This is a genomic window from Microbacterium neimengense (assembly GCF_054782995.1).
Genome location: NZ_BAAGRK010000021.1, coordinates 1 through 21,189, shown reverse-complemented (window position 1 = coordinate 21,189; position 21,189 = coordinate 1). Strand labels below are relative to the sequence as shown.

Annotated in this window: 22 protein-coding genes and 2 pseudogenes; 9 read left to right on the top strand and 15 right to left on the bottom strand. The window is 68.4% G+C overall.

Annotated features, from left to right (window positions below; translation table 11 throughout):
- Positions 1 to 128 precede the first annotated feature (128 nt).
- Together ACYVJS_RS16115 and ACYVJS_RS16110 are read left to right on the top strand one after the other, a co-directional pair.
- Positions 129 to 605, top strand: a complete 477-nt coding sequence (locus tag ACYVJS_RS16115) for a hypothetical protein (protein WP_460740867.1) — start codon at positions 129 to 131, stop codon at positions 603 to 605.
- Positions 602 to 1,558 carry an alpha/beta fold hydrolase gene (locus ACYVJS_RS16110; protein ID WP_460740866.1) on the top strand — a complete coding sequence of 319 codons (957 nt, stop codon included), beginning with the start codon at positions 602 to 604 and terminating at the stop codon, positions 1,556 to 1,558. The genes ACYVJS_RS16115 and ACYVJS_RS16110 overlap by 4 nt, the downstream gene beginning before the upstream one ends.
- A 1-nt stretch (position 1,559) precedes the next feature.
- Here the strand turns inward: ACYVJS_RS16110 and ACYVJS_RS16105 are convergent.
- Positions 1,560 to 1,991: pseudogene (locus tag ACYVJS_RS16105) on the bottom strand (VOC family protein); the annotation flags it as partial.
- Here ACYVJS_RS16105 and ACYVJS_RS16100 point away from each other — a divergent pair.
- The 5 genes from ACYVJS_RS16100 to ACYVJS_RS16080 all read left to right on the top strand — a co-directional run bounded on the left by ACYVJS_RS16100 (position 1,990) and on the right by ACYVJS_RS16080 (position 3,999).
- On the top strand, positions 1,990 to 2,262 hold the full coding sequence (locus tag ACYVJS_RS16100) for a hypothetical protein (RefSeq protein ID WP_460740865.1): 273 nt from the start codon (positions 1,990 to 1,992) through the stop codon (positions 2,260 to 2,262). The pseudogene ACYVJS_RS16105 and the gene ACYVJS_RS16100 overlap by 2 nt on opposite strands.
- Positions 2,211 to 2,462 (top strand): A1S_2505 family phage non-structural protein, encoded by a 252-nt coding sequence (locus tag ACYVJS_RS16095; RefSeq protein ID WP_460740864.1) that lies wholly within the window; start codon positions 2,211 to 2,213, stop codon positions 2,460 to 2,462. Before ACYVJS_RS16100 ends, ACYVJS_RS16095 begins: the two co-directional genes overlap by 52 nt.
- Positions 2,463 to 2,514: 52 nt before the next feature.
- Positions 2,515 to 2,781 carry a hypothetical protein gene (locus tag ACYVJS_RS16090; protein WP_460740863.1) on the top strand — a complete coding sequence of 89 codons (267 nt, stop codon included), beginning with the start codon at positions 2,515 to 2,517 and terminating at the stop codon, positions 2,779 to 2,781.
- A 74-nt stretch (positions 2,782 to 2,855) separates the two neighbouring features.
- Positions 2,856 to 3,332, top strand: coding sequence for a hypothetical protein (locus ACYVJS_RS16085; protein WP_460740862.1), 477 nt, complete (start codon positions 2,856 to 2,858; stop codon positions 3,330 to 3,332).
- A 289-nt stretch (positions 3,333 to 3,621) separates the two neighbouring features.
- Positions 3,622 to 3,999 (top strand): PLD nuclease N-terminal domain-containing protein, encoded by a 378-nt coding sequence (locus ACYVJS_RS16080; RefSeq protein WP_460740861.1) that lies wholly within the window; start codon positions 3,622 to 3,624, stop codon positions 3,997 to 3,999.
- Positions 4,000 to 4,227: 228 nt separating this feature from the next.
- Here ACYVJS_RS16080 and ACYVJS_RS16075 read toward each other — a convergent pair whose 3' ends face one another.
- From ACYVJS_RS16075 to ACYVJS_RS16045, 7 genes are all read right to left on the bottom strand, one after another.
- Positions 4,228 to 5,877 carry a sensor histidine kinase gene (locus ACYVJS_RS16075; RefSeq protein ID WP_460740860.1) on the bottom strand — a complete coding sequence of 550 codons (1,650 nt, stop codon included), beginning with the start codon at positions 5,875 to 5,877 and terminating at the stop codon, positions 4,228 to 4,230.
- Positions 5,878 to 5,964: 87 nt separating this feature from the next.
- Entirely contained in the window at positions 5,965 to 6,441 is a 477-nt protein-coding gene (locus ACYVJS_RS16070; protein WP_460740859.1) for a hypothetical protein, read from the bottom strand.
- A gap of 228 nt (positions 6,442 to 6,669) precedes the next feature.
- The gene (locus ACYVJS_RS16065; protein ID WP_460740857.1) at positions 6,670 to 8,106 is read right to left on the bottom strand and encodes an HNH endonuclease signature motif containing protein; all 1,437 of its coding nucleotides are present in this window, start codon (positions 8,104 to 8,106) and stop codon (positions 6,670 to 6,672) included.
- A 65-nt stretch (positions 8,107 to 8,171) separates the two neighbouring features.
- Positions 8,172 to 8,627, bottom strand: a complete 456-nt coding sequence (locus tag ACYVJS_RS16060) for a hypothetical protein (RefSeq protein WP_460740856.1) — start codon at positions 8,625 to 8,627, stop codon at positions 8,172 to 8,174.
- On the bottom strand, positions 8,582 to 9,211 hold the full coding sequence (locus ACYVJS_RS16055) for a hypothetical protein (protein ID WP_460740855.1): 630 nt from the start codon (positions 9,209 to 9,211) through the stop codon (positions 8,582 to 8,584). The genes ACYVJS_RS16060 and ACYVJS_RS16055 overlap by 46 nt, the downstream gene beginning before the upstream one ends.
- 57 nt (positions 9,212 to 9,268) lie before the next feature.
- Positions 9,269 to 9,538: a helix-turn-helix domain-containing protein gene (locus ACYVJS_RS16050; RefSeq protein WP_307319948.1), complete on the bottom strand. Its 270-nt coding sequence runs from the start codon at positions 9,536 to 9,538 to the stop codon at positions 9,269 to 9,271.
- A gap of 282 nt (positions 9,539 to 9,820) precedes the next feature.
- A complete protein-coding gene (locus tag ACYVJS_RS16045) occupies positions 9,821 to 10,177 on the bottom strand; it encodes a DUF6907 domain-containing protein (RefSeq protein ID WP_460740854.1) in 357 nt (118 codons plus the stop codon).
- A gap of 222 nt (positions 10,178 to 10,399) precedes the next feature.
- On the opposite strand from ACYVJS_RS16045, the gene ACYVJS_RS16040 reads away from it, so the two are divergent.
- The gene (locus ACYVJS_RS16040; RefSeq protein WP_460740853.1) at positions 10,400 to 10,576 is read left to right on the top strand and encodes a hypothetical protein; all 177 of its coding nucleotides are present in this window, start codon (positions 10,400 to 10,402) and stop codon (positions 10,574 to 10,576) included.
- A gap of 56 nt (positions 10,577 to 10,632) precedes the next feature.
- Here ACYVJS_RS16040 and ACYVJS_RS16035 read toward each other — a convergent pair whose 3' ends face one another.
- The 3 genes from ACYVJS_RS16035 to ACYVJS_RS16025 form a co-directional block, all read right to left on the bottom strand.
- The gene (locus tag ACYVJS_RS16035; protein WP_460740852.1) at positions 10,633 to 13,443 is read right to left on the bottom strand and encodes a LamG-like jellyroll fold domain-containing protein; all 2,811 of its coding nucleotides are present in this window, start codon (positions 13,441 to 13,443) and stop codon (positions 10,633 to 10,635) included.
- On the bottom strand, positions 13,440 to 15,536 hold the full coding sequence (locus ACYVJS_RS16030; protein WP_460740851.1) for an RICIN domain-containing protein: 2,097 nt from the start codon (positions 15,534 to 15,536) through the stop codon (positions 13,440 to 13,442). The genes ACYVJS_RS16035 and ACYVJS_RS16030 overlap by 4 nt, the downstream gene beginning before the upstream one ends.
- A gap of 177 nt (positions 15,537 to 15,713) precedes the next feature.
- The gene (locus ACYVJS_RS16025; RefSeq protein ID WP_460740849.1) at positions 15,714 to 17,165 is read right to left on the bottom strand and encodes an HNH endonuclease signature motif containing protein; all 1,452 of its coding nucleotides are present in this window, start codon (positions 17,163 to 17,165) and stop codon (positions 15,714 to 15,716) included.
- Between the two features lie 259 nt (positions 17,166 to 17,424).
- On the opposite strand from ACYVJS_RS16025, the gene ACYVJS_RS16020 reads away from it, so the two are divergent.
- On the top strand, positions 17,425 to 18,417 hold the full coding sequence (locus ACYVJS_RS16020; RefSeq protein ID WP_460740848.1) for a hypothetical protein: 993 nt from the start codon (positions 17,425 to 17,427) through the stop codon (positions 18,415 to 18,417).
- Positions 18,418 to 18,423: 6 nt separating this feature from the next.
- On the opposite strand, the gene ACYVJS_RS16015 is transcribed toward ACYVJS_RS16020, so the two are convergent.
- The 4 genes and pseudogenes from ACYVJS_RS16015 to ACYVJS_RS16000 all read right to left on the bottom strand — a co-directional run.
- Entirely contained in the window at positions 18,424 to 18,945 is a 522-nt protein-coding gene (locus ACYVJS_RS16015; RefSeq protein ID WP_460740847.1) for a YdcF family protein, read from the bottom strand.
- A 173-nt stretch (positions 18,946 to 19,118) separates the two neighbouring features.
- Positions 19,119 to 20,201 (bottom strand): acyltransferase family protein, encoded by a 1,083-nt coding sequence (locus ACYVJS_RS16010; protein WP_460740846.1) that lies wholly within the window; start codon positions 20,199 to 20,201, stop codon positions 19,119 to 19,121.
- A 95-nt stretch (positions 20,202 to 20,296) separates the two neighbouring features.
- Positions 20,297 to 20,743 carry an acyltransferase gene (locus ACYVJS_RS16005; RefSeq protein ID WP_460740845.1) on the bottom strand — a complete coding sequence of 149 codons (447 nt, stop codon included), beginning with the start codon at positions 20,741 to 20,743 and terminating at the stop codon, positions 20,297 to 20,299.
- 224 nt (positions 20,744 to 20,967) lie between these two features.
- Positions 20,968 to 21,189, bottom strand: a pseudogene (locus tag ACYVJS_RS16000) (dTDP-4-dehydrorhamnose reductase); the annotation flags it as partial.

Below are 21,189 nucleotides of genomic sequence, written 5' to 3'. Positions count from 1 at the left end.
GAATGTCGGAGGATCCGGCGGAATTGCTCCGACATTCCACGCATCCTCCGACGTGCGTTCCTGATGACGATCGTGCTGGTCGTGCAAGGCCTCCGTACCCGCCGCTCGGCCCGATAGTCTCGGTCGGTATGAGCGCCGTCACCTACTCCTGCGTCGAGCCGGACTGCGAGTGGCGTCAGTCGGTGCCCTCCCGCCGCGCGCGGTCGGCGGATGCGGTGCGCGAGCGCGCCGAGCACGGCGGGTCACATCCGAGTGGCGCAGGCTTCGCGGCGCGGGAGCGCTGGGCGTGGCTGTGGCCCCTGTTCGCCGTCAACCTCGTGTGGTTGGGGGTGAGCGTGTACGCGGCGGTGACGAACGATTTCGCGGTCGGGGTGTTCGCTCCACAGGTGGCGATGCTGCAGGCGTGGTGGATCGGAGCGATCGAGGTCGTGATCATCGCGGTCGGCACGTTCGCCTACGCGTCGACGGCGCCCGCCGGGGCGTCCTTCTGGCGCCGCGCGTTCGCGGGACTCACGATGTCCGCCTTCCTCGTGATGGTCGGCAACGCGGCCGCGGCCTTCGCGCTCCTGTTCTTCATCGGCGCGCTCTTCGCGTCCTCCCCGTGACAGCCGCGTCAGAACCGGTCGTCGACGTGCGCCGCGTGGCCTGCGGTCCGGCGTACACGCGCGTCTCTTCCATTCGCGCGGAGGGGGAGCGCTCCTTCGTGCTCGTTGCGGGGATCGGCGTCGCGGCGACCTACTTCGAGCGCCTCGCTCCGCAGCTGAACGAGTTCGGTGCCGTGCACGCTCTCGACCTGCCGGGATTCGGTGGCGTGCCGCATCCGGAATCCGCCATGTCGATCGCGCAGTATGCGGATGCGGTGGAGGCGGTGCTCGACGAGCTCGCTCTCCAGGACCCCGTTCTCGTCGGGCACTCGATGGGCACGCAGGTCGTGAGCGAGGTCGCGCGGCGACGGCCGGAGATTTCGACGCTCGTGCTGATCGGCCCGGTCGTCGACCCCGCTGCGCGCCGGCTTCCGAGCCTCGCGCTGCGGTTCCTCCGATCGACGTGGCACGAACCGTTCAAGGTCAAGGTGCTGGCGGTGGGCGCCTACCTGTTGTGCGGGCCGCGGTGGTTCGTGCGAGTGCTGCCGGAGATGATGAGGTTTCCGATCGAGGAGCTCTTCGCCGACATCCGCGCTCACACGCTCGTCATCCGCGGCGAGCACGACGCCGTGGTGCCGCGCGCCTGGGTGGAACGCGCGGCACGCGAGATCCCGTTCGCGTCGACCTGGGAGATCGGAGGTGCGGCGCACTCGGTCATGCACGGGCACGCCGAGGGGGTCGCGCGCCTGTGCGTGGCGTTCGCCCGGACGCCCCGTGACACCGACGGCGAACTCCACCTCATGTCGGATGCGGAGGCTGAGACGCCCGAGCCTCGCGCGACGAGTGTGTCCACGGCGTTCCGCGCGTTCTCGGCCCGGTTCGTCGAACTCGTCGGCGTGCTGCGCCGCGACGATCGGAAGGTCGCGCGCGGGAAAACCGCGCACGCGCGCGCCATGAAGCAGGAGCAGGACTGAGGTCGGCGACGATCTCCGCTTTGAAGCCCGCGGAGTTCTCCACCCAGCCCGCGTAGTGATCGGGACCGCCGGCGTGCGGATAACGGTCGTGGTACAGCGGACGCCAGCCGTGTGCCTCCGCATCCGCCATGATGGCGTCGACCTCGTCGGTGGTGTCGACGGCGAAGGCGAGATGGTTCACCCCTGCGCGTCGCCGGTCGTGAGCGGGGTCGGAGAGCGCGGGCGAGGTGGTCAGCGTCACGTATGCCTCGCCGAGCGACCAGGACTGACCGTTCGCCCACTCGCTCTGCCGCGTGGAACCGAGTCGTGTGAGTAGCCAGGCCCACTCCGCGACCGTCTGCTGCAGATCGGCGACCCAGATCTCGATGTGATGGATGCGTGCCACCCGACGATCCTGCCGGACGTCGCAGACACTGCTGAATACTGGGTGCATGTCCGCGTTCAACGACCTGCTCAGCCTTCTGCTCGGCCCGTCTCGTGAGCCACGACGCGGGAAGAAGGAAGAGGAGCGCCTCGCATCGCTTCGAGCCCGGCGGACGCCGAAGGTCGTGACGCAACTCGCCGATGACGAGGTGTTCGTGTTCGGCAGCAACGCGAGCGGCCACCACGGTGCGGGGGCCGCGCGCGCCGCCTTCGAGAACTTCGGTGCCGAATGGGGCGTGGGTACGGCCCGACCGGTCGCTCCTACGCGATCGACACGATGAGCGGCTTCGACACGATGCTCGAGCAGATCGCCGACTTCCTCGACTACGCGCACGCGCATCCCGACACGACCTTCCTCGTGACGCCGATCGGCACGGGCATCGCCGGGCACAAGGTCGAGAACGTCGCGCCGTTCTTCCAGGCCGCTCCCGTGAACGTCGTGCTCCCGCAGGTGTTCGTCGACGCGTTCGAGGTGAAGTGAGCATGCGTTTCTTCCTCCAGCCCGGTGTCATGCGCACCGTCACCCTCCGAACGTGAGTGCCGAGCCCCCGCGCCGCCGGTTCCGGCCGCCGCCCCTCGTGCTGTGGCGGCTGTTCGCGATGCAGGTGTGCGGCGTCATCCTGATCGTGGTGGGCACGGTCATGCGCGTGCACCTCGCGGTCGTGTTCATGGCCGCCTTCCTGCTCGTCGTGAGTCTGCTGCGTGTGTGGTGGGAGCCGTTGCCGACGACCCGCTGGATGGCGTGGATCTCGCCGCTGCTGCTGGTCGCGGCCGTCATCGTCTGGCTCGTCGCGGGCTGAGCGCGGGTTGCCCGCATCCGTCGGTCGCGGATCGCACGGATGCCGGAGACACGGACCCGCTAACGTCGGGATGCATGGCCGTCATCACGTACACATGCACCGCAGAGGGATGCGGATGGGTGCAGGAGAGTCCGGCGAAAGAGGCCGGAATCGAGGCCGTCGTCGATGAGCGCGTCGCGCACAATGCGGAGACGCATGCGGGCGAGGCCGGGTTCACCGTGCGGGAGACCTGGCCCTGGCTGGTGCCGCTGTTCATCCTGAACCTGATCTGGCTGACGGTCAGTGTGATCGCGCGGCTCGGTCCCTGGAGCGTCGTGGCGGTGTTCGCTCCGCAGGTCGCGATGTTCCCGACGGCACCGTGGCTCGGGCTCATCGAGGTCCTGGTCATCGGGCTGATCACCCTCTCGTACGCGAAGAAGGGTCCCGAGGGCGCATCCATGGCCCGGCGTGCTTTCGCCGGGCTCACGATGTCGGCGTTTCTCGTGATGCTCGGCAATGTGGTGCTCGTCTTCTTGTTCTTCGCGCTCGCCGCCCTCTCCTTCCCTCGCTGACGCCGCGCGTATCGAGCGCGGTGCCCGCATCCGGTGGACGGCCGGTCCGGGAGCGCGTCGGGCGCGTAGGGCGTCGGGCGTCGGGCGCGTAGGGCGTCGGGCGTCGGGCGCGTCGGGCGTCGGGCGTCGGGCGCGTAGACGGTCGGAGATTCGCTCGAATGTCGGAGGATCGGCGCTGAATCCTCCGACCGGGCGCGCTTTCTCCGACGGACGTGGGATGCGGGCCGGATGACCGGATTCGGGGAACGCGACCGTTGCGCTCGGCGGCCCGCTGCGGCACGTTGGATGCATGCCGTTCCTCGCGCTGCTGATCTTCGCCGTCATGGTGGTGGCGCTCATCGACGCCATCACGCGCCGCGACGATCAGATTCGGTTCCTGCCCAAGGTCGCGTGGATCTTCTTCATCGTGCTGCTGCCGCTCGTCGGCTCCATCCTCTGGTTCACGCTCGGTCGCGAGTGGAGCGGCGGGCGCGAGGCCATGAGCTTCGGCGATCTGCGTCGCTGGTCGAAGGACGAAGCAGCTCCCGCTCCGGTGTCGCGCCCGCGCGACACGCGCACGACGGAGCAGCAGCTCGCCGACCTCGAGCGTGAGGAGCGTGCGGCGGCCCTGGAGGCGGAGATCCGGCGCCGTCGGGCGGCGAAGGACAGCGGCGCCGCGGGCGCGTGAGCGGTACAGGGGTCTTCTTCCGCACCCGCTGAGGTGTGCCGAGGGTCTGGTGCACAATTCAGCCAGCGCGCCCCGTGCGGATGCGGGCGCGGTGGGTGGGGGCCACATGTGGCTGAGTTGTGCCCGAACTCCTGCAGAACGCGATGTGCGGCCCATGTCGGGGCCGGATGCGGCGGATCTGCAGGAGTTCGGGTGCGCCGAGGGACGACACCGCCGGCGAGGTCTGGGTCAGTCCTGGCTGACCGTGTAGGGGTGCTGGGGAACGTCGAGCGTGAAGGTCGTGTGTTCGCCGTGAACGCTGTCGATGTGGATGTGGCCGCCGTGCGCCGCGACGATCGCTCGGACGTTGGTGAGGCCGAGCCCGAATCCCTGAATCGCCTCGGCGCGCGCAAACGGTGCGCGGTAGAAGCGGTCGAATGCGCGGCGCTGTTCAGACGGCGTGATGCCGTGCCCGGTGTTGGTGACGGCGATCGTGACGCGGCGCCCGACGAGCCCGTAGCGGATGGCGACGACGGCGCTCTCGTCGCCGAACTTGATCGCGTTCGTGAGCAGCTCGGTGATCGCGATCGTCAGCTGCTCGCCGTCCGCGAAGACCGGCAGACTGTCGGGCCCCGTGACCTGCACGATGACGTCTTTGCTGTCGGCAAGACTGCGCGCCCGCTCGACGGCTTCGCCGACGAGAGACGCGGTGTCGTTGTTGGTCCAGTTCGGCGACTTGGCTCCGTCGTTGGCGGCGAGCAGGTCCCGTACGCGGTCGAGCAGGTCGTTGGTCTTGCGGGTGACGATGTCGATGTAGCCGTGGACCTTCGTGTCGGCGGGTTCGACGGCTTCGTAGATGAGGTCGAGGAAGCCGGTGATGCTCGTGATGGGGTTGCGCAACTCGTGGGAGACCGTGCGCAGAAACTGCTCCCGCACCTCGATCGCATCCGCCAGCTCTGTCACGTCGTAGGCCACGATGACGGTTCCGAGCAGTACGCCGTCCTCACGGTGCACGCGTCCCGAGGAGGCAATGATCGCGACCTGCGAATCGGGTGGCCCGATCCATTCCAGGTGATCGTCGATCGTCTCTCCACGCAACGCTCGCGGGATGATCTGCTCGTCATCCGGGATGCGGGTGATGCGGTCCGCGGTAAACGCGTTCTCGCCGCTGTAGGGCGGGGTGTCGAGTCGGAAGCCCGCGATCTCGGTCATCCGACGGGCTGTGGTGTTCGCCACGTCCAGTCGGCCGTCGGCGTCGTAGAAGGCCACCCCCGCGGTGACGGTGTCCAGGATGCCAAGGGCGATCGCTTCGGCATCCTTCGCGTCGCGGAGCGCTTCGGCCTGCGCGCGTGCAGCATCGGCCAGTCTTCTGCTGTTGCGGCGCAGCTGGTTCGCGGCGACGTAGACGATGACAGCGACCCCGAGGATGAGCACGGGAAAGGTCACGACGTTCGCCCACTCGGCAGGGTTCGAGGGCCAGCGCGAGATGTACACGAAGCGGAACGACGTGATGAAGGCGGCGCCGATGACGGCGACGACCATCCCGTACCAGCGGAAACCGTAGGCCAACCACAGCAGGGGGAAGAGCGACAGGATCGTGACCGCGGGTACCAACGGTGCGAGTTCTGCGCGCAGGAACGCGACGGTGACGATATCGAGCACGGCGATCGAGATCATCGCCGACGGATGCAGCCGCTCCCAGGGGACGGCGACGGCGGCGCCCGTGGCGACGGCGGTGAGTGCGAAGCCCGTGAGCATGGGCCAGCGCCCCAGCAGGGAGGGGTCGACGAGTGCTGCGACGACGGCGATGAGAACCGCGCCGAGGGCGAAGGGCAGCTGAGTGCGCCCGAAGACCCGCATGCGGCCCTTCGGGCTCGCCTCCATCTCGAACAACGGCATTGCTGCTCCTCGGGTCACACGCTATGAGATGACCATGCCATTGCCAGGGCCCGAGCGCCACAATCGAGCATCCTGCCCGTCCCTGCGCTAGGGGCGCTGCGGCTTCGGGTAGGCGGCGCGGAGGTAGTCGGACTGCAGGTAGTCGGAGACGCCGATCAGAAGGATGGCGAACACGATCTGCTCGCTGATGACCCACCAGGGGTAGAGTCCCGGGATCGCCGCGAGGACGAGCGCGACGATCGGGAAGATGCGGCTGAACAATTGCAGCCGACGGATCGCCCAGTACCAGCCGGCGCGCGCTCGCCAGAGGAAGTAGAAGAGTGTCGTGGTGATGCCGAGAACGACGAGGCACCGCATCCAGACGGCGAAGCCGACGTCCTCGCCGGATGCGGTGAGCCACGCCGACGTGACGACGGTCGCGATGCCGAGCAGGAAGCAGGCGACGAGCAGGATCGTGATCGCCCGGAACGCCCGGCTCACGCGGGGGTCGTCGGAGCGGTCGACGCGGTAGCCGGCCATGCGGCCGCCCGCGAGGCGGTCGAGGCGAAGCAAGAAGGTCTCCATGGCTGCAACCTTACGCCTTACTGAAGGTTGAGTGAGGAGGGTTGGCGGGCTTGCCGGGGCAGGTTGGTGGGGACGTGGGGTGGCCTTGCCGGAGCACGCTCGCGGGGAGGATCGCCGGGAGAGGTTGCCGGGGGCAGGGTGGGTTGCAGGTCGCCGGTGAATGGCGCGGGAATTGAGCAGTTCCACGCGATCCAGAAGTGTGTTGATCCACCGGCCGCCCGCCGGCATTCAGACGCAGTTCTCCCAGGGAGGCGGGTCATCGTCATCGTCATAGCGCGAGGGCACGCCGAGCGGGATCTCATCGGGCACGAAGTGCACCGTCGGCGCGGGCGGATGGTCGAGGTAGGGGCGCCCGAGCGGTGAGGTCCAGGCGAGGATGCCGTCGCCGATCTGCGTGACCTTCCACGCGGTGAACTGCTTCATCGAATGGTGCCGCTGGCACAGCCCCGCGAGGTTGTCGAGCCGGGTCTTGCCGCCGAGGGCGAAGTCCACGGTGTGGTCGTGCTCGCACCGGATGGCCGGCACGCGGCATCCGGGAAAACGGCAGTGCGCGTCGCGAGCCCGCAGTCGGCGGCGGAGGTCGGGAGTGGGCTGGTAGCGGTCGGTCGCGAGGATCTCGCCGCTGACGGGGTGAGTCAGGATGCGGTCCCAGCCGGACTCGGCGCCGACCAGCTGCCGGGCGGTCTCGGCGTCGATGGGGCTGCGACCGGCGAGTTCGACGGGGTACTCGTGCGTGCCCGCGATCGCGAGCACCGGCACGACCACCTGGACGTGTGCGCGGATGGCGCCGAGTGCGCCGGGCCGGTCGTCGGTACGCGTGGGGTCGGCGCTCGGCTGGGCGGTGAGGAGCATGTCGCAGAAGATGTCGGCGCGCAGCTGGTCGATCGTGCGGTGGTCGGAGGCGAGGATCTCGTCGGCCTCGGACGCGGGCAGACTCGCCGCGCGGGCCTCGCGCAGGCGGTCGGTCGCCCGCATCCGTTCGTCTTGCAGGGACACGCCCTGCTGCGTGAGTCGGTTATGGATGCCCTCGCCGAGGATGAGGGGGAGAATCGCCGTGAGTTCGCACATGCCGTCGTCGAGCGGGTTCAGGGTGACGCTTCGCGTTTCGCGCGCGTCGATATGACGTTCGGTGAGTGTGCGCGGGTGGAGGCGCTCGGCGAGCATGCGCAGGGCGGGGCGCACGCGACCGACGGTGTCGTTCTCGCTCTTGCGGAGCGCGGCCGCCTCGAACTCGGCGCGCGCCTCGTGAGGGAGGTGCGCGCCCGCGTCGGCGATGGCGTAGACGTGGCCCATCGTGATGCGACCGGCGGCGAGGGAGTCGAGCGTGGCCGGATACTCGTGTGCGATCTCGGCGGCCTGCGTCATGCGCCGCTGCATGGTGCGGTCGGCGATGCGAAGCGGGGTGGCGAGTTCGGAGGCGATGGCGCGGTGCGCCATGTCGCTGGCGGTGGTGCTGCGCGTCGTGCCGGACGACTGACGGCAGGCCAGCTCTTCTGCCCGCGCGAGCTCGCGGGTCATGCGCGCCTGGAGAGCGGCCAGATCGGCCTGAGTCTTCTCGACCGCAGCGGCGATCTCGGCGAGCGTCGCCGCATCCGCGTCGGAGAACCCGACGGGGCGATACTCATTCGAAGACCTGTTCGTATTATATCGCACTGAGAGCGCCATGCATAGTACAAAGATACGAAAGAGAACGGGGGTTGTTCTCCTGAGGGATGGGCTCCCCGCATCTCTCAGAACGCGTCGAGCACCATCGATACGAGCCCGAGCGCGATGAACGCGGCGGGCACGATCGTGGAGGCGACGGCTCCCCAAGAGGGGCGGGCGCGCAGGCGGCGACCGGGGATCGCGATGGTGGTCCCCGCATCCGCGTGGCCGTCGCGATACAGCTCAGTGCGGTCGCGCATCTTGCGTCCGACGAGGTCGACGAGCGAGATGAGCCGGGCGAAGCCGCGCGGCGTCGAGAGGCGCCAGGGGCGCCCGCTGTACAGCACGAGCCAGCCGTCGACCAGCTCTGCTTCGCAGTCGGATGCGAGATCGATCATGAGGGCCATGAGGTCGGGAGTGAAGATGTAGAGCGCGTCGGTCTCGTAGCCGCGGGGGCAGTAAAGGGTGAAGGTGCGGTCGAAGTCGCCCTCAAGGCTCAGTTTCTGCTCGCCTCGGAAGCGTCGGCCGGTGGTGCGCAGCACGCGGGCACGACCGTTCTCGAGCACGATGTGGGGCGTCTGTCGTCGAGGGCGATCGCGGCAATGCCGTGGCGTCGGCGGGTGCCCGCGACCTGCGGGGCGAGGGTCGCGGCGGTGAAGCGCGGCAGGTCGTTCTCGGGAGGCCCGCCGGTGAGGATGTCGGTCGTGACGACGAACGCGTTGGTGGTCGCCATGACGGAGCCGGGCAGGCTGGGGCCGGCCGGTCCGCGGTCACTGTAGGCGAGGCGGTTCGCGCGGGCGGCGCGGGAGATGCGCGTCGGGCGTGCGGCGTTGCGCCAGATGATGGCGCCGAGCAGCAGTGCGTAGAGGCCGGTGAAGACGAGGAAGCCGCCGTACACCGCGTCGGACAGCGCCGCGTCGAGTCTGAACGCCGGCATCATGACCTTCAGGAAGATGGCCTCGGCGGTGAGGAGTACCGCGATCGTGATGGCGACGGCCCACCATCGGCGCCCGACGGGTACCTTCGTGCGACGGTAGAACTCGTTCACCTCGCGCAGCGAGACCGGCCCTGTCAGCCCCGTGAGATCGAGCATCGCCGCGGTCGGCGGGATGCGGGGTGCGGGCATGGTGTCAGTGTATGGATGCGGCCGGGCGCCTCATCCGTGCGAGCGCGAAGGAAGCGGTCACGCCTTCGCGAGTTGGGCGGACGGGAGCATCGTCGCGAGATCCAGGTTCAGTACCAGGGCGAGCGAGACGAGCGTGTGCAGTCGCGGGTTCGCCGGGCTACCCGGGTTGGACTCGCCCTTCTCGAGTTTCTGGTAGGTGAACGTCGCCAGGCCCGCCGCTCGAGCGACCTGTTCCTGACTCAGGCCGAGCGCCGCGCGCGCCGTCGAGAGGTTCTCTCCCAGCATCCGGCAGTACGTGGTCCACTGCTCGCTGACGGTCATGGTCATGGATCAACTCTGAACCATTTGCACGCATGAGGAAACTGCGGGAAGCGGCTGGGATTGACCGGATGCGTCCCCGCGGCCCGGCCGCGAAGGATGTGCTGGCTCCCCTCCGTGATGCGAGGGGGTGAAAGCGTCCAGAGGGGAGCCAGGCGTTGCGCCCCACGGAGACCGCAACGCGCCCCTGGATTCCCACGTCCAGAGACCCTCGCTGTGCCGCCGCTTAGCGGGCGACACCATGTTTACATGGTACATGGCTGCGATCGCGGTGATCGGGCGGGCCCGCGACTAGCCGTCGACGGGTTGCGTCCCGCCCCGCTCGCGGCCGGAGCGAGCGAGGCGCAGGATGTCGCTCAGCGCGTTCTGCAAGCGATGGGCGCTCTCAGCGCTCAGGGTGAGGCCGCGTTTCGCGTCGTCCTCGGGTCCGATCCACACCCAGAGTTCTGCGGACGATTTCTCGAGCCCGACGATCAGGTTCGCTGTTGCCGCGCGGGGGTTGCCGCGCGCGGGGTCGTCGATGCGCTCGACGGCGGGTACGGAGATCGCTTCGCTGCGGTGTGCCAGCCGGAGATCGTCCGAAAGCTCGTGATCCCCGGTGCACCATGTCGGGCAGAGTGCGTCGTCGCCGGCGAAGTAATCGCGCATGTGGCGGTCATCCTCTTCCGAATCGGGACCGGGCGACGGGCTCACTCGGTGGGGCGGGGGATTGCGGTGTTGCCACGGCGGCGGGGGTGCGTTTGCCGTCGCGGTTCACACCATGTATACATGGTGTCGTACTGCAGTTTTCGTGCGAGCTCGGATGGAGTCGCCATGGCCGGTGTGTTTCACAGGGTCGACGGGGCGAGGGTGCTTGACGAATATGTTGGCATGACCTGGCGCCCGGTCGATGATCGGGTGCGCTTAACTCACGACCTCGCGCTGGCGATGCGTGCGCGCGGCGTGACGATGGTGCGTGTGCGGCTCGGATGGAACCGCGTACGGGAGGTGTCGCTGCGTCAGTACCTCGACACCGCGATCGTGCGGGCGCGCCGCGAAGGTCGCTGACGCGCGCTCGGGGGCCCCTCCCGCGTTGTGCGGAAGAGGCCCCGATCGGCGTCGGCTCAGCGGCGCCGAGCTCGACGCGCCGCGCCCACGCCGATGGCGAGCGCGCCCAGCCCGGCCGTGAAGAGCAGCACGAGGGATGCAGTCTCGATCCCGGTGGTGGGCAGTGCCCCCGACGCGCCCGCATCCGCCGCGACCGGAGTCGTCGGGTCGGTGCCGGTGACGGGTGCGCTGATCAGCACGTTGCTCCAGCCGAGGATCGTGCCGTCCGCGGTGTAGACCGCGAGGCGGTGCACGCCCAGCGGGAGGGATGCGGGTGTCACGAGGCGCATGGATCGGTCGGCGACCGTCGCCACTCCGAGGCCGGTCGGCTGAGAGAAGAGGAAGGCCGACAGCTGGTCGCCCTCGTGTCCCTCCGGCACGCGCACGCTGATCGCCTGACCCGGCACGAAGTTCTCGGGCGTCACCGTGATGAGGCCCTCGAGAGTGTCGGACAGGTCGCCCTCGGCGGGGCTCCAGGCGGTGTTCTCACCGATCGTCACGGTCGCTTCGAAGGGCGTGCCGGAGCGGGTGCCGATCGCCTGCGTGAAGGCGAAGGCATGCGCGCCGGAGCCGGCGACGGGCGCGTCGAGAGTCGCCTTCCAGCTGCCGTTCGGCGCGACGACGGCCTCGCCGAGGCGCGCCTGCCCCGCCGTGACGGTGATCTTCGCGCCCGGGAAGCCGGTTCCGGTGAACTCGGTGATCTTCGCGTCGTGGGCGAGCACCGTGCCGGTGTCGGTTGTGAGCGAGAAGTTCGCGCCGGTGCCGTCGATGTCGACGCGCTGGGTGAGGAACTGGCTCTGCGAGAGGGCGTGATCGACGATGCGGGTCTCGCCGACGCATCCGTTCCAGCCGTGGTCGGGCTCGGTGTCCCACGTCGACGTGCCGATGATCCAGGGCATGAAGTCGGCGGCCATCATCCCGCCGACGTTCGAGGCGTTGCGCAGCACGGGCACGCCGTCGACGTACATGATCACGGTGCGGGCGTCGGGGTCGTTGACGATCGCCACGTGGTGCCAGGAGCCGGGCATGATCTCGCCCGACCAGTTGGTGTACGAGTTGCCCGTCGCGGTGTCGCCGGCGGAGTACTGGTACTCGCGCAGGCTCGAGATGCCGAGCCATGCGGCGCCGGCACCGGGGTCCGCGGAGTCGTGGATGCCGGTCCACTCGCGCGAACCGCCGCGGGTGATCGCCGCACCCCACCGGTTGGCCGTCTCCGTCCAGCCCTCGTCGAGCTGCAGGAAGCTCTCGAGCGTGTAACCGGTCGAGGAGGTCAGGTCGGCGAACGTCGCCGGTGCGCCGTATTCGGTCGACAGGAACGACAGGTTGTCGGGGCCGGAGGCGTTGCGGTAGACGTTGCTGAAGCACACCGCGCCGAAGTCGGACGAGTAGTAGGCGTGGTTCTCGTGCGAGATCTTCACGTCGTCGAGGGCCTCGTTCGCGTCGGTCTCATCGATCGCGTTTCGGTACATCGGGCTGTCGCCGGCGACGTCGGGGATCACCGAGTTCTCGTCGACGACTCCCTCGGGCACGCCGCCGAACCGCCAGTGCGCGACGGTGCCGTCGACCTGGATGTAGTCGTTGGAGGCTCCCGCCACGGCGCGCTCGGCGCCGCTGTTCGAGCCGCTCCAGCCCTTCGACACGATCGCCTTCGCGCGCGCCGAGAGGTCGACGTCGTCTTCTTCGGACGCGTCGATCGTCCACCCGAAGCGGGAGCGGAAATCGAGCGGCATGGTCAGGCTCTGCCCGGAGCCGTTCAGCACCGGTGTGTCGGTGGAGGTGACGGAGTTCGCGTGCTTCTTGGGCACCCACGGCGAGATGGTCGACAGCGTGATGTCGCCGGCCGAGAGGTTGAACTCGAACAGGCTCATGATGCCGTTTCCGCCGTCGGCGGCCATCTGGTAGTCGGTCAGGACCTGGTACACCGGGTGACCGGCGTCGTTCGTGCGCGTCTGCGACGTGGAGCCGTGGAAGTGCCCGTTGACGGTGAGGATGATCTCGTCGTTGCTCTTGATGAGGCGGTTCCAGAGCTCTTCGCCCCACCACCAGGATGCCGGCGATACCTGGTCTTCGGCGATACCGATGATCGCGTGCGAGGAGAGGATGACGGGGATGCCGCGGTGCGCGTCGAGCACGCCCTGCGCCCACGCGAAGGTGTCGTCGGACGCGTTCCACGCGATCGCGAGCGACATCCACGTGTGGCCTTCGGCCTGGAACAGGTAGGCCGAGGAGAGCCCGTTCTGGAAGGTGCCGATCAGACCGTCGCCCGCTTGCGCGCGCAGCTGGGATTCGCCGAAGCGGGCGAGGTAGTTGCCCGAGATGCCGACGGAGGAGCGGGCGTTCATGTCGCTCACGTCGTGGTTGCCGGGGAGCACCGAGTACTCCATGCCGCCGTCGGTGAGGATCTTCATGGCTTTGGCTGCCGCATCCCACTCGCCGCTCTGTCCTTGCTGGTCGACGACGTCGCCCACGTGCACGGCGAAGGGCATGTTCAGCTCGCGCTGGTTGTCGACGATCCACTGCGTCTGCACTTCGAACGGGTTCGTGCCGTACTGGGGCACGAACTGCGATGCGCTGTAGCGGGAGTAGAACTGCGTGTCGGGCAGCACGGGCAGCACGAAGCTGGAGCGGTCGCCGCCGGCGTCGGAGTCGGTCGCGCTCGGCGCGGTGGTGGTGCTCTGGGTGGCGGCGGATGCAGCGGTGCCGCCCAGCAGCACGGAGCCGGCGATGGCGGTGATGGTCGCGACCGTGATGGCGCGGCGGGTCGTTCGTGACATGAACGAGGTCTCCTCGGTGGATGCGGCGGTGAGGGGCGCAGCGGAACGGATCATCGTGCGTCTCCCGCCGTGAGACCCGAGATCTCGATCTCGGAGAGGGTCATCCACGTGTTCGCGGACTTGTTGGTGATGATGACGCGGACGCCGGTGGCGATCACCGGTTCGTTCGTGACCTCGAGGCTGAGGTCGGCGGTGGGGTTGGTGACCGGCCAGTCGGTGCCGGGGAGGTTCGCCCAGCCGCCGGTGAGGGTGCGGTACTGCACGGTGACGGTGCCGATGTTCTGCTTTCCGGCGATATCGAACACCGCAGCCCCGGTGACCTGCTGGGGCTCGTCGAGGAAGAAGGTGATGGTGTTCGGGTTGACGCGGTTGGCTGCGCCGCCCGATCGCCAGTCGGAGAAGCCCGAGACGTTACGCACCCCGTTGGTGAGCTGGAAGTTCGAGCCGTCCATGTGGGTGACGGTGTGGTGCACGCCGGTGCCGCGCAGGATGTTGGTGGTGGCGGCGGGGGTCACGGTGATGATGAGGTTCGCCGCGAACCCGCTTTTCGCAGAGGCGGGGACGGTCACCGTGCCGGGGGCCGCGAAGTCGGCGTCGGTGACGCGCGACCAGTCCCAGGTGACGGGTGCGTCGACGGTGGCCTCGGAGCCGGAGACGCCGCGGACGACGGTGCGGGGTGCGCGCATCTGGAGCTCCTTGACGAGCACGCCGGCGAAGGTCGTGTACTGGGCGTCGGCGCCGTCCGAGAGCGAGCCGATGAGGTAGCGGGCCTCGACAGGCACCTGCTCGCCGAAGTAGCCGATGCCGGTGCCGGTCACGGTGACGGTGCCGTCCGTGTTCCACACGGTGTCATCGGGCAGGTTCCAGGTGAGTGTCGTCATCTCGAACGGGGTGCCCCAGCCGTAGACGGCGCGCAGCATGGTCGGAAGCTGCGGTGCGGCGCCGGGCTGAATGATGACCGTGTCGGATGCGACGGTGGCGGTGAGGGGGTGGAGCTTCCACTTCTGCACGGCGGCGCCGCTGAAGGTGTAGGTCTGCACCTCGGAGGCGTCGGCGGTCTTCCAGTTGTAGAGGTCGAGGGCCGCGACGGCGCCGCCCGCATCCCGCTGCACGTTCTGCAGCGAGACCTCGCCGTTTCCGGCGTCGACGGCGGTCCACTGCGCGTAGGGGTCGGTGGCGGCGTCGTCGATGGTGCGCTCGGTGAGCTGCAGGTAGCGGAAGTCGCTCGCGGCGTTGTCACGGCGCGAGAGCACGCGGCCGTCCTGCGTGGAGATGACGTAGGTGTCGGGACGCGCGGTGACGGGGGAGAACACGACGGCCTGCTTCTGCGCGAGGGCGGCGACGCCCGAGATCGTGAACACGGCGGCGGGGGCGGGGTAGGTCGCACTCGACGGGCCGGTGGGCTGGGCGCCGGGGTTGCCGAGCTCAATGACCTTGCCGGGCGCGTAGGACGACTCGATGAGGCGCAGCTGGCCCTCGCCGACGAGGGCGGATGCGGGTGAGACGCGCGCAGTTGTCGTCGCCGGGGCATGGGCGACGACGAGGCCGGTGGTGACGGCGGTGATGATCGAGCGCGCGGGGGCGGCGACCGTGATCAGGCCGGTGTTCGGAACGGGCGTCGCCGGTGCGGCGACGAGCTCGCCCGCTGCGCTGGTGGTGTGCACGGTGGTGGCCGCGGCGGTGTGATCGGCGAAGGAGCGCACGTCGATCTCGAGGGTCGCCTGGGCGGTGGAGGTGTTGGCGAAGACGACGGTGGCGGTGTCGCCGGCGAGGGCGATGAGCGTGGTCTCGTCGGAGGACGCGAGCAGCGGCGTTCCGGAGGGGATGAAGTCGGAGAAGTGCGCACGGACGGTGTTCGCGGCGGCGGGGAGCGTGTTGCCCGCGAGGGCCTGCGCGCCGGTGCGGGCGGTCGCGATGACGGATGCGGCGAGCTCGCTGGCGCGGCCGGAGTCGGTGGCCGTCGGGTCGATCGCTGCGGGGTCGATCGCCGGCCACGCGGGCGCTGTGCCGGATGCGGCGGCGGGGTCGATGACCACCGTGCGCGAGGGTGTCTCGGCGACGGACGGCGCGGCCGCGGCGGCGGAGATCAGCGCGAGTGCAGCGGCCACGGCGGCCACGCTCCACACGCGTCGGGTCGGGTGCTTCATGAGCTGTGAAGATCCTTTCGGCGGCCTCGGGACGGGCCGAGAAAAGGTCTATCCGGGCGAGGGTCGTCGACGGTGTGCACTCGGTGAACCGCCTATGAACGCGGGTGCGCCGGGGCGGGAACGCGCACGCGGACCGTGCTGGGGAAGGTGCCCGGCACGCATCCGCGTGAGCGCCTGTCAGGCGGAGTTCTCCCAGGGAGGCGATTCGTCCGCTTCTCGCGGTGGGTGGTCGTTCTCGCAGACGCGGGACGGTGGGGGATCGGGCGGCGACTCTTCGCTGAAGAACACGACCGGCGGCGAGGCGTGGTCGGTGTAGGTGTGTCCGAGCGGGGAGGTCCACGAGATCACGCCGTCATCGAGCAGCGAGACTCGCCAGGCCGTGAACTGTTTCATCGAGTGGTGGCGCTGGCAGAGCGCCTGCAGGTTGTGGGCGGCGGTCGGGCCGCCCTTCGCCCAGTCGACGACGTGGTCGATCTCGCAGCGGATCGCCGGGGTGGTGCAGCCGGGGAAACGGCAGTGCTGGTCTCGCGCCTGCACCCATCGGCGGAGATCCGGCGGGGCGAGGCGCCGATCGCTGGCAAGCACCCGACCGTCGATCGGGTCGGTGAGGATGCGGCGCCACTCGGTGTTGCCGCCGGCCAGGCGCCTGGCGGTGTCGGCGTCGATCGGGGAACGCCCGGCGAGGCCGGAGGCGTTGTCGTCGGCGCCGATGAGCGACAGCGCGGGTACGACGACCTGGATCTGGGCGCGGATCGCGCCCAGTGTTCCCGCGCCGTCGCCGGGGAGGGCGGCATCCGCTCCGGGGTTGCCGGTGAGAAGGAGGTCGGTCATGAGATCGGCGCGCAGCTGATCGGTGGTGCGTGTGTCGGAGGCGAGGGTGAGGTCGGCGGGGTCTGGTTCGCGCCCTGAAGCGCGCGCGTCGCGCACCCGCGCTGCTGCTTGCGCGCGGAGATCGAGCAGGGCGCGGGCCATGCGGGTGGCGCGATCGTAGGCGCCGTCGACGAGCACGGTGGGGGCATCGATGCCGAGGTGGCTCATGCCCTCGCCGAGAGGGGTGATCGACACCCCGCGCCTCTCGCGTGCCTCGAGGTGTCGTTCGGTGAAGGAGCGGGGATGCAGGCGCTGGGCGAGCATCTCGATGGCGCGCTTCGCCCGCCCCGGAGTCTGTGCCTCGCAGTGGGCGAGCGCGTGGGTCTCGAAGGCCGCGCGCGTCTCGGCAGGGAGGATGGTGCCCGCATCCGTGATGGTGCGGACGTGGCCCATGTGGATGCGGCCCGCCTCGAGTGCGGCGAGGGTGCGGGGATAGTCGGTGGTGAGTTCGGCGGCCGCATCCATGCGCCGTTGGACGGCGCGGTCTGAGAGGCGAAGTGCGGCGCCGATCTCGGACGAGACGGCGCGCTCGGCCATGTCGCGGGCGCGCACCTGTGCGGGTGAGGATGCCGCGACTTCGCGTGCCAGTTCTCGCGCGTCGGCGAGTGCCCGCGTCATGCGGGCTTGGGCTGCGGCGAGGGCCGCATCCGCTGCTTCGACGGCGTGCACGACCTCGGCGAACCGCGCATTCTGCGCGTCGCTGAAACCGATCACCTCGTCGCTCGCCATGAGTGCCACCCCTGGTTCGGACGCGCTCACGCGCGGCCTGTGATGCCGGGGCACTCGGCGGGAACAACAGTCGCAGACCAGGTGATCTTCGACCTGTAGAGAGTCTGTCACCGACCTCAGACATCGAGCCGGGTGGCATCTTCTCTGGCCGGAGGCTGCTGCTTCCGACCTGAGATGAGCATCGCATGCACCTCGGACATCGGCCGAGACAGCTGAGGGCCCTCGAAAGAGTGGCCGATGGTGGGGCATAAAGTGGGTCGGTGTGAGGCGACGGCGCAGTACGGCATCGATGAGTGAGCGGGTGTTCGCTGTCGCGGCAGCTCTCGCGCTCACCTCGATGCTGGTGTCGGGTTGCACGGGGGACGGCGAGGCGGGAGCGTTCGCGGCGGAGTTCGGCGACGATCCGGCGGTGGCCTCGGCGGAGCTCGCGAGTCACGACAATCAGCCGTTCACCGGTGGTGTGAGCGGGCAGGTCGTGGCGCGTGAGGGGCTCGCCGATCATGAGGTGTCGGCGCTCGTCGACCGGTTGAGCTCGTACACGCGGGAGAACGGCGAGCGGATGCGGGGGCTGGTGTCGCTGCTCGCGGACGATGTGGAGCTGATCATCACCGGGCATCTCGAGACCGATGCGGCCGCCGTGGGAACGGCGCTCATTCTCCGCGCCGATGAGCGCGTGGTGTCGGCGGAGATCGCGGAGTCGTTCATCGCCCTCGTCGGTGCCGACGTGGGCGCAGCGATCGAGCTGATCCGTAGCCTTCCCAACCTGGTGGCGACGGCTCCGCCCGAGGCGCGATCGGAACTGTTCGTGCGCACGGATGATCGCGTCGTGGATGTCGGGGATGCGCCACCGCGGGTCGCGGGCGCGCTCGCCGCGTGGGACGCCCTCGTCACTGAGGTTCCGCTGGCGGGGATGAGGCTGCGCGACGATGCGCTCGTCATGACGCTGGCGCAGGAGGAGGACTATGCGCGCGCCACAGACCTCGCCGCCGGTCTCGGGAGCGACGACGAGCCGCGGCTGGCGTTCGCGAGCGACCTCATCCGGCTCGGCGAAGCGGACGGCGCCGTTGCCCGCGACCTCATGGGGCGGCTCGATGCCTCCGAGGCGGAGAGCATCGCCTACGTCTGGGAGTCGGGCTCTCGGCTACAGATCGCGGTGACCTCGAAGCGTCACTTGGATGCGGTCGCCCGTTCCGTCACCGCCGCATTGCCCGAGGGAACGACGGAAGCGTGGGTCGTGGTGGATGGTGACCCCGAATCGCGGATCGACCTCGTCGTGCCGTAGGCGCGGTCACTCGTCGTCGCTCGCGCAGGGAGTGGCCGCCGCCTTGACGAAGGCCGTCGTCTGGTAGGCGAACTGATAAACCCAGTCGCCGATGCTGAGGTGCTCATCGACACCGATGACTTGAACGTCGATGTCTGGCGCGCACCGCGCGAAGATGTACCGCGTCCGCGCCACGTGCGGGGTGAACGTGATGACGGCCACCTTGTGCACTTCGTGCGTCCGCGCGTAGTCAACGAGCATGAGTGCCTCGCCCTTGGTGGTGAAGGGCTCGGGATGCTGGCAGACGACTTTCGCACGCGAGCACACCGCCAACTTCGCTGCTGTTCCTTTGGTGAGGGTCGTGGCCGAGGAGACGGAGACGAGCAGAGTCCGAGAAGGGTCGTCTTCCTGCAGCGACTCTGCGCTGGATATGCGCAGCGCTGTCGGAGGGCCGATGACATAGATGAGGTCCGCGTCCTGAGGATCTCCGGCAGGCGGGAAGGCAAAGACGGCCATCGCCGTGACGAGGAGGCCGGTGAAGAGTGTCACCGCAGTCGCCGCCGACCACGCGGCACGGCGGCGACGTGACGCCTCTTTTGGAGCGGCGGGGCGAGATCGAGCTGACCACGTCATGTGGCTCACACTAGGCGGGCGGTTGAACTCCGGCATTCGTGCGCTCGCTGTCGCGTTCCGGCTGGATGCCGCGTACGTGATCCATTGGCTCAGGACGACACACCCTCTGCGATCGTCACGGTCTGCACATTGCGGTCATTGCGTCGCCATGGTTTCAGCTTGAGGGCGTTGCGTTCGATAAGGAACCAGCTTCCTGCGGCCATCACGAGTGTGACGACCATGCTCAACAGGATGTACACGAGTAGTCCCCATTCGTAGACGCGAAGAGAGGCCAGCAGCTGCTGAACCGGGAACGCGTAGATGTATGTGCCGTACGAGAGGTCTTGTTTGAAGCGCAGACGCGGTGACTTCATCAGCGCACCTAGCCCGAAGATGGCATACCCGAGGGGGAGCGCGCCCAGAAGGCGGTAGTCCGGCAAGAACATCGTGGCCGCCGCGAGTACGCCGGCGACCGCCACGAACGGCCACGTGAGGGGGATTCGGTGGGCGTAGACCTGCAGGAGGGCGCCGGCGAGGAACATCACTCCGAATCGGACGGCGGAGACAGCCAAGAAGTTGTCGACGGGTCCGTACGCCGTCGGGATCAACGCGAGCGTTGCAGCGACGAAGAGTGCGGGGATCAACCAACGTTGTCGTAGTAGACCGAGGACGCCGATTGCAAGCACACCGAGGTAGCAGAGAAACTCCCACCAGAGTGTCCAAAGTGATCCGTTCCACGCATCGGTGAACGGAACGGCCACCGGAGTGCCGTCGATTCGCGGCTGGAAGATTCGGAGGGCGGCGTTCTTGACAACGTACCCGACGTTGTCGGGCGAGAGAGCGCCCGCATAGCTGGTCCCTGTGACTGCCATAGTCGCCAGCGGGGCGATTGCGAACGCGGTGACGATTAGGCAGATCCAGAAGGCGGGGAAGATGCGAAGTGCCCGTGCGGTCAGATATCGACCCCACTGCGGATTACGAATCCAGCTGCCCACGATCAAGAAGCCGCTGATCGCGAAGAATCCGTCGACTGCGGTCTCGCCAAGAAATTGGCGCACAGGTTCCCAAGTGATTTCGTGCCCGCTGAGCGGGAATGCGTGCCACACGATAACCAGAAGTGCCAGGGCGAGACGGACCGCATTGAGAGAATTAGCGCGCGGTTCGAACCTCTGGGAAATGGTAGGTCTCGTCACGACGGAAAGCTATCAATGCGCGGTTTCGTCAGTGTGTCGTCGAGATAGCGATCGACGCAACGGGGGCAGCGGTTCGGGGTGTGAAGACGGAATGACTATGCCGACGGCACATCACTGATCGCGAGGTCGCGCTTCTTCTGCGCCGGCACGCCGGCATAGAGCGAATTCGGTTCGCAGTCGTTCGTTACGACTGCGCCCGCCGCCACTACTGTTCCGTCGCCAATGGTCACACCAGGGAGGACGGTCACGTTTGCGCCGATCCACGCGCCGTCGCCGATGACCACGGGAGATGTGATGAGCTTCCCCGCGCGGCCCTGCGCAGAACCGACCTCGTGTGTCGAAGTACTGACTGTGACACGCATTGCAAGATAGGCGCGTCGCCCGATACGAATGTGAGCGTGGGTGGAAAGCATGCATCCAGTATTGATGAACGCGCCTTCCCCAATGGATATGCGCTTGCTTCCGATCCACACGCCAGGCGAGATCTTGCTGTTCTGAACGTCCGCGCCGTAAACACGCAACAAACGCCAGCGAAGTGGCATAGGTAGAAGTGTTGAACTGAGGATTCCGTTCAAGTAGATACTCCGCCATAGCCCAGGCCACCAAGAGCGAAGTCGAGACATGCGCTGCACTTTAGCGGGTGGATGTTTCAGGCAATGAAACGATCGGCGAACTCGTTCACCTCTATTGGGTGGCAGCGTTCAGGCTCTCCGCGATCCGACCCTCGAGCGCCATCAGTTCCATGTCTGGTGCACGTAAATCGTTCCTACTCGCGAACCATGCTGAGGTAGTTCGTGAGGTAGCGGCGTAGCGCTTCGTCGGCGTCGGGCGCGCGGTGGCCGGTGGCGTCGAGCTTGTCGAGGTCGAGGAGACTGTTGGCGGGGCGAGGGGCCACGGGGCCCGCCGCGTTGGCGAAGTAGTCCGCGGTGGTGACGTCGGTGATGCGGGCGGGGTCGTGGCCGGTGTGTTGGAACACGGTGCGGGCGAT

Bases quoted from the DNA above. Each gene is read 5' to 3' on its own strand.
- ACYVJS_RS16100 (WP_460740865.1), top strand. From the start codon at position 1,990: ATGTCCGCGTTCAACGACCTGCTCAGCCTTCTGCTCGGCCCGTCTCGT.
- ACYVJS_RS16020 (WP_460740848.1), top strand. From the start codon at position 17,425: ATGAGTGAGCGGGTGTTCGCTGTCGCGGCAGCTCTCGCGCTCACCTCG.
- ACYVJS_RS16085 (WP_460740862.1), top strand. From the start codon at position 2,856: ATGGCCGTCATCACGTACACATGCACCGCAGAGGGATGCGGATGGGTG.
- ACYVJS_RS16115 (WP_460740867.1), top strand. From the start codon at position 129: ATGAGCGCCGTCACCTACTCCTGCGTCGAGCCGGACTGCGAGTGGCGT.
- ACYVJS_RS16050 (WP_307319948.1), bottom strand. From the start codon at position 9,538: ATGACCATGACCGTCAGCGAGCAGTGGACCACGTACTGCCGGATGCTG.
- ACYVJS_RS16070 (WP_460740859.1), bottom strand. From the start codon at position 6,441: ATGGAGACCTTCTTGCTTCGCCTCGACCGCCTCGCGGGCGGCCGCATG.
- ACYVJS_RS16055 (WP_460740855.1), bottom strand. From the start codon at position 9,211: ATGCCCGCACCCCGCATCCCGCCGACCGCGGCGATGCTCGATCTCACG.
- ACYVJS_RS16040 (WP_460740853.1), top strand. From the start codon at position 10,400: ATGACCTGGCGCCCGGTCGATGATCGGGTGCGCTTAACTCACGACCTC.
- ACYVJS_RS16080 (WP_460740861.1), top strand. From the start codon at position 3,622: ATGCCGTTCCTCGCGCTGCTGATCTTCGCCGTCATGGTGGTGGCGCTC.
- ACYVJS_RS16075 (WP_460740860.1), bottom strand. From the start codon at position 5,877: ATGCCGTTGTTCGAGATGGAGGCGAGCCCGAAGGGCCGCATGCGGGTC.
- ACYVJS_RS16005 (WP_460740845.1), bottom strand. From the start codon at position 20,743: ATGCCACTTCGCTGGCGTTTGTTGCGTGTTTACGGCGCGGACGTTCAG.
- ACYVJS_RS16095 (WP_460740864.1), top strand. From the start codon at position 2,211: ATGGGGCGTGGGTACGGCCCGACCGGTCGCTCCTACGCGATCGACACG.
- ACYVJS_RS16045 (WP_460740854.1), bottom strand. From the start codon at position 10,177: ATGCGCGATTACTTCGCCGGCGACGACGCACTCTGCCCGACATGGTGC.
- ACYVJS_RS16035 (WP_460740852.1), bottom strand. From the start codon at position 13,443: ATGATCCGTTCCGCTGCGCCCCTCACCGCCGCATCCACCGAGGAGACC.
- ACYVJS_RS16065 (WP_460740857.1), bottom strand. From the start codon at position 8,106: ATGGCGCTCTCAGTGCGATATAATACGAACAGGTCTTCGAATGAGTAT.
- ACYVJS_RS16030 (WP_460740851.1), bottom strand. From the start codon at position 15,536: ATGAAGCACCCGACCCGACGCGTGTGGAGCGTGGCCGCCGTGGCCGCT.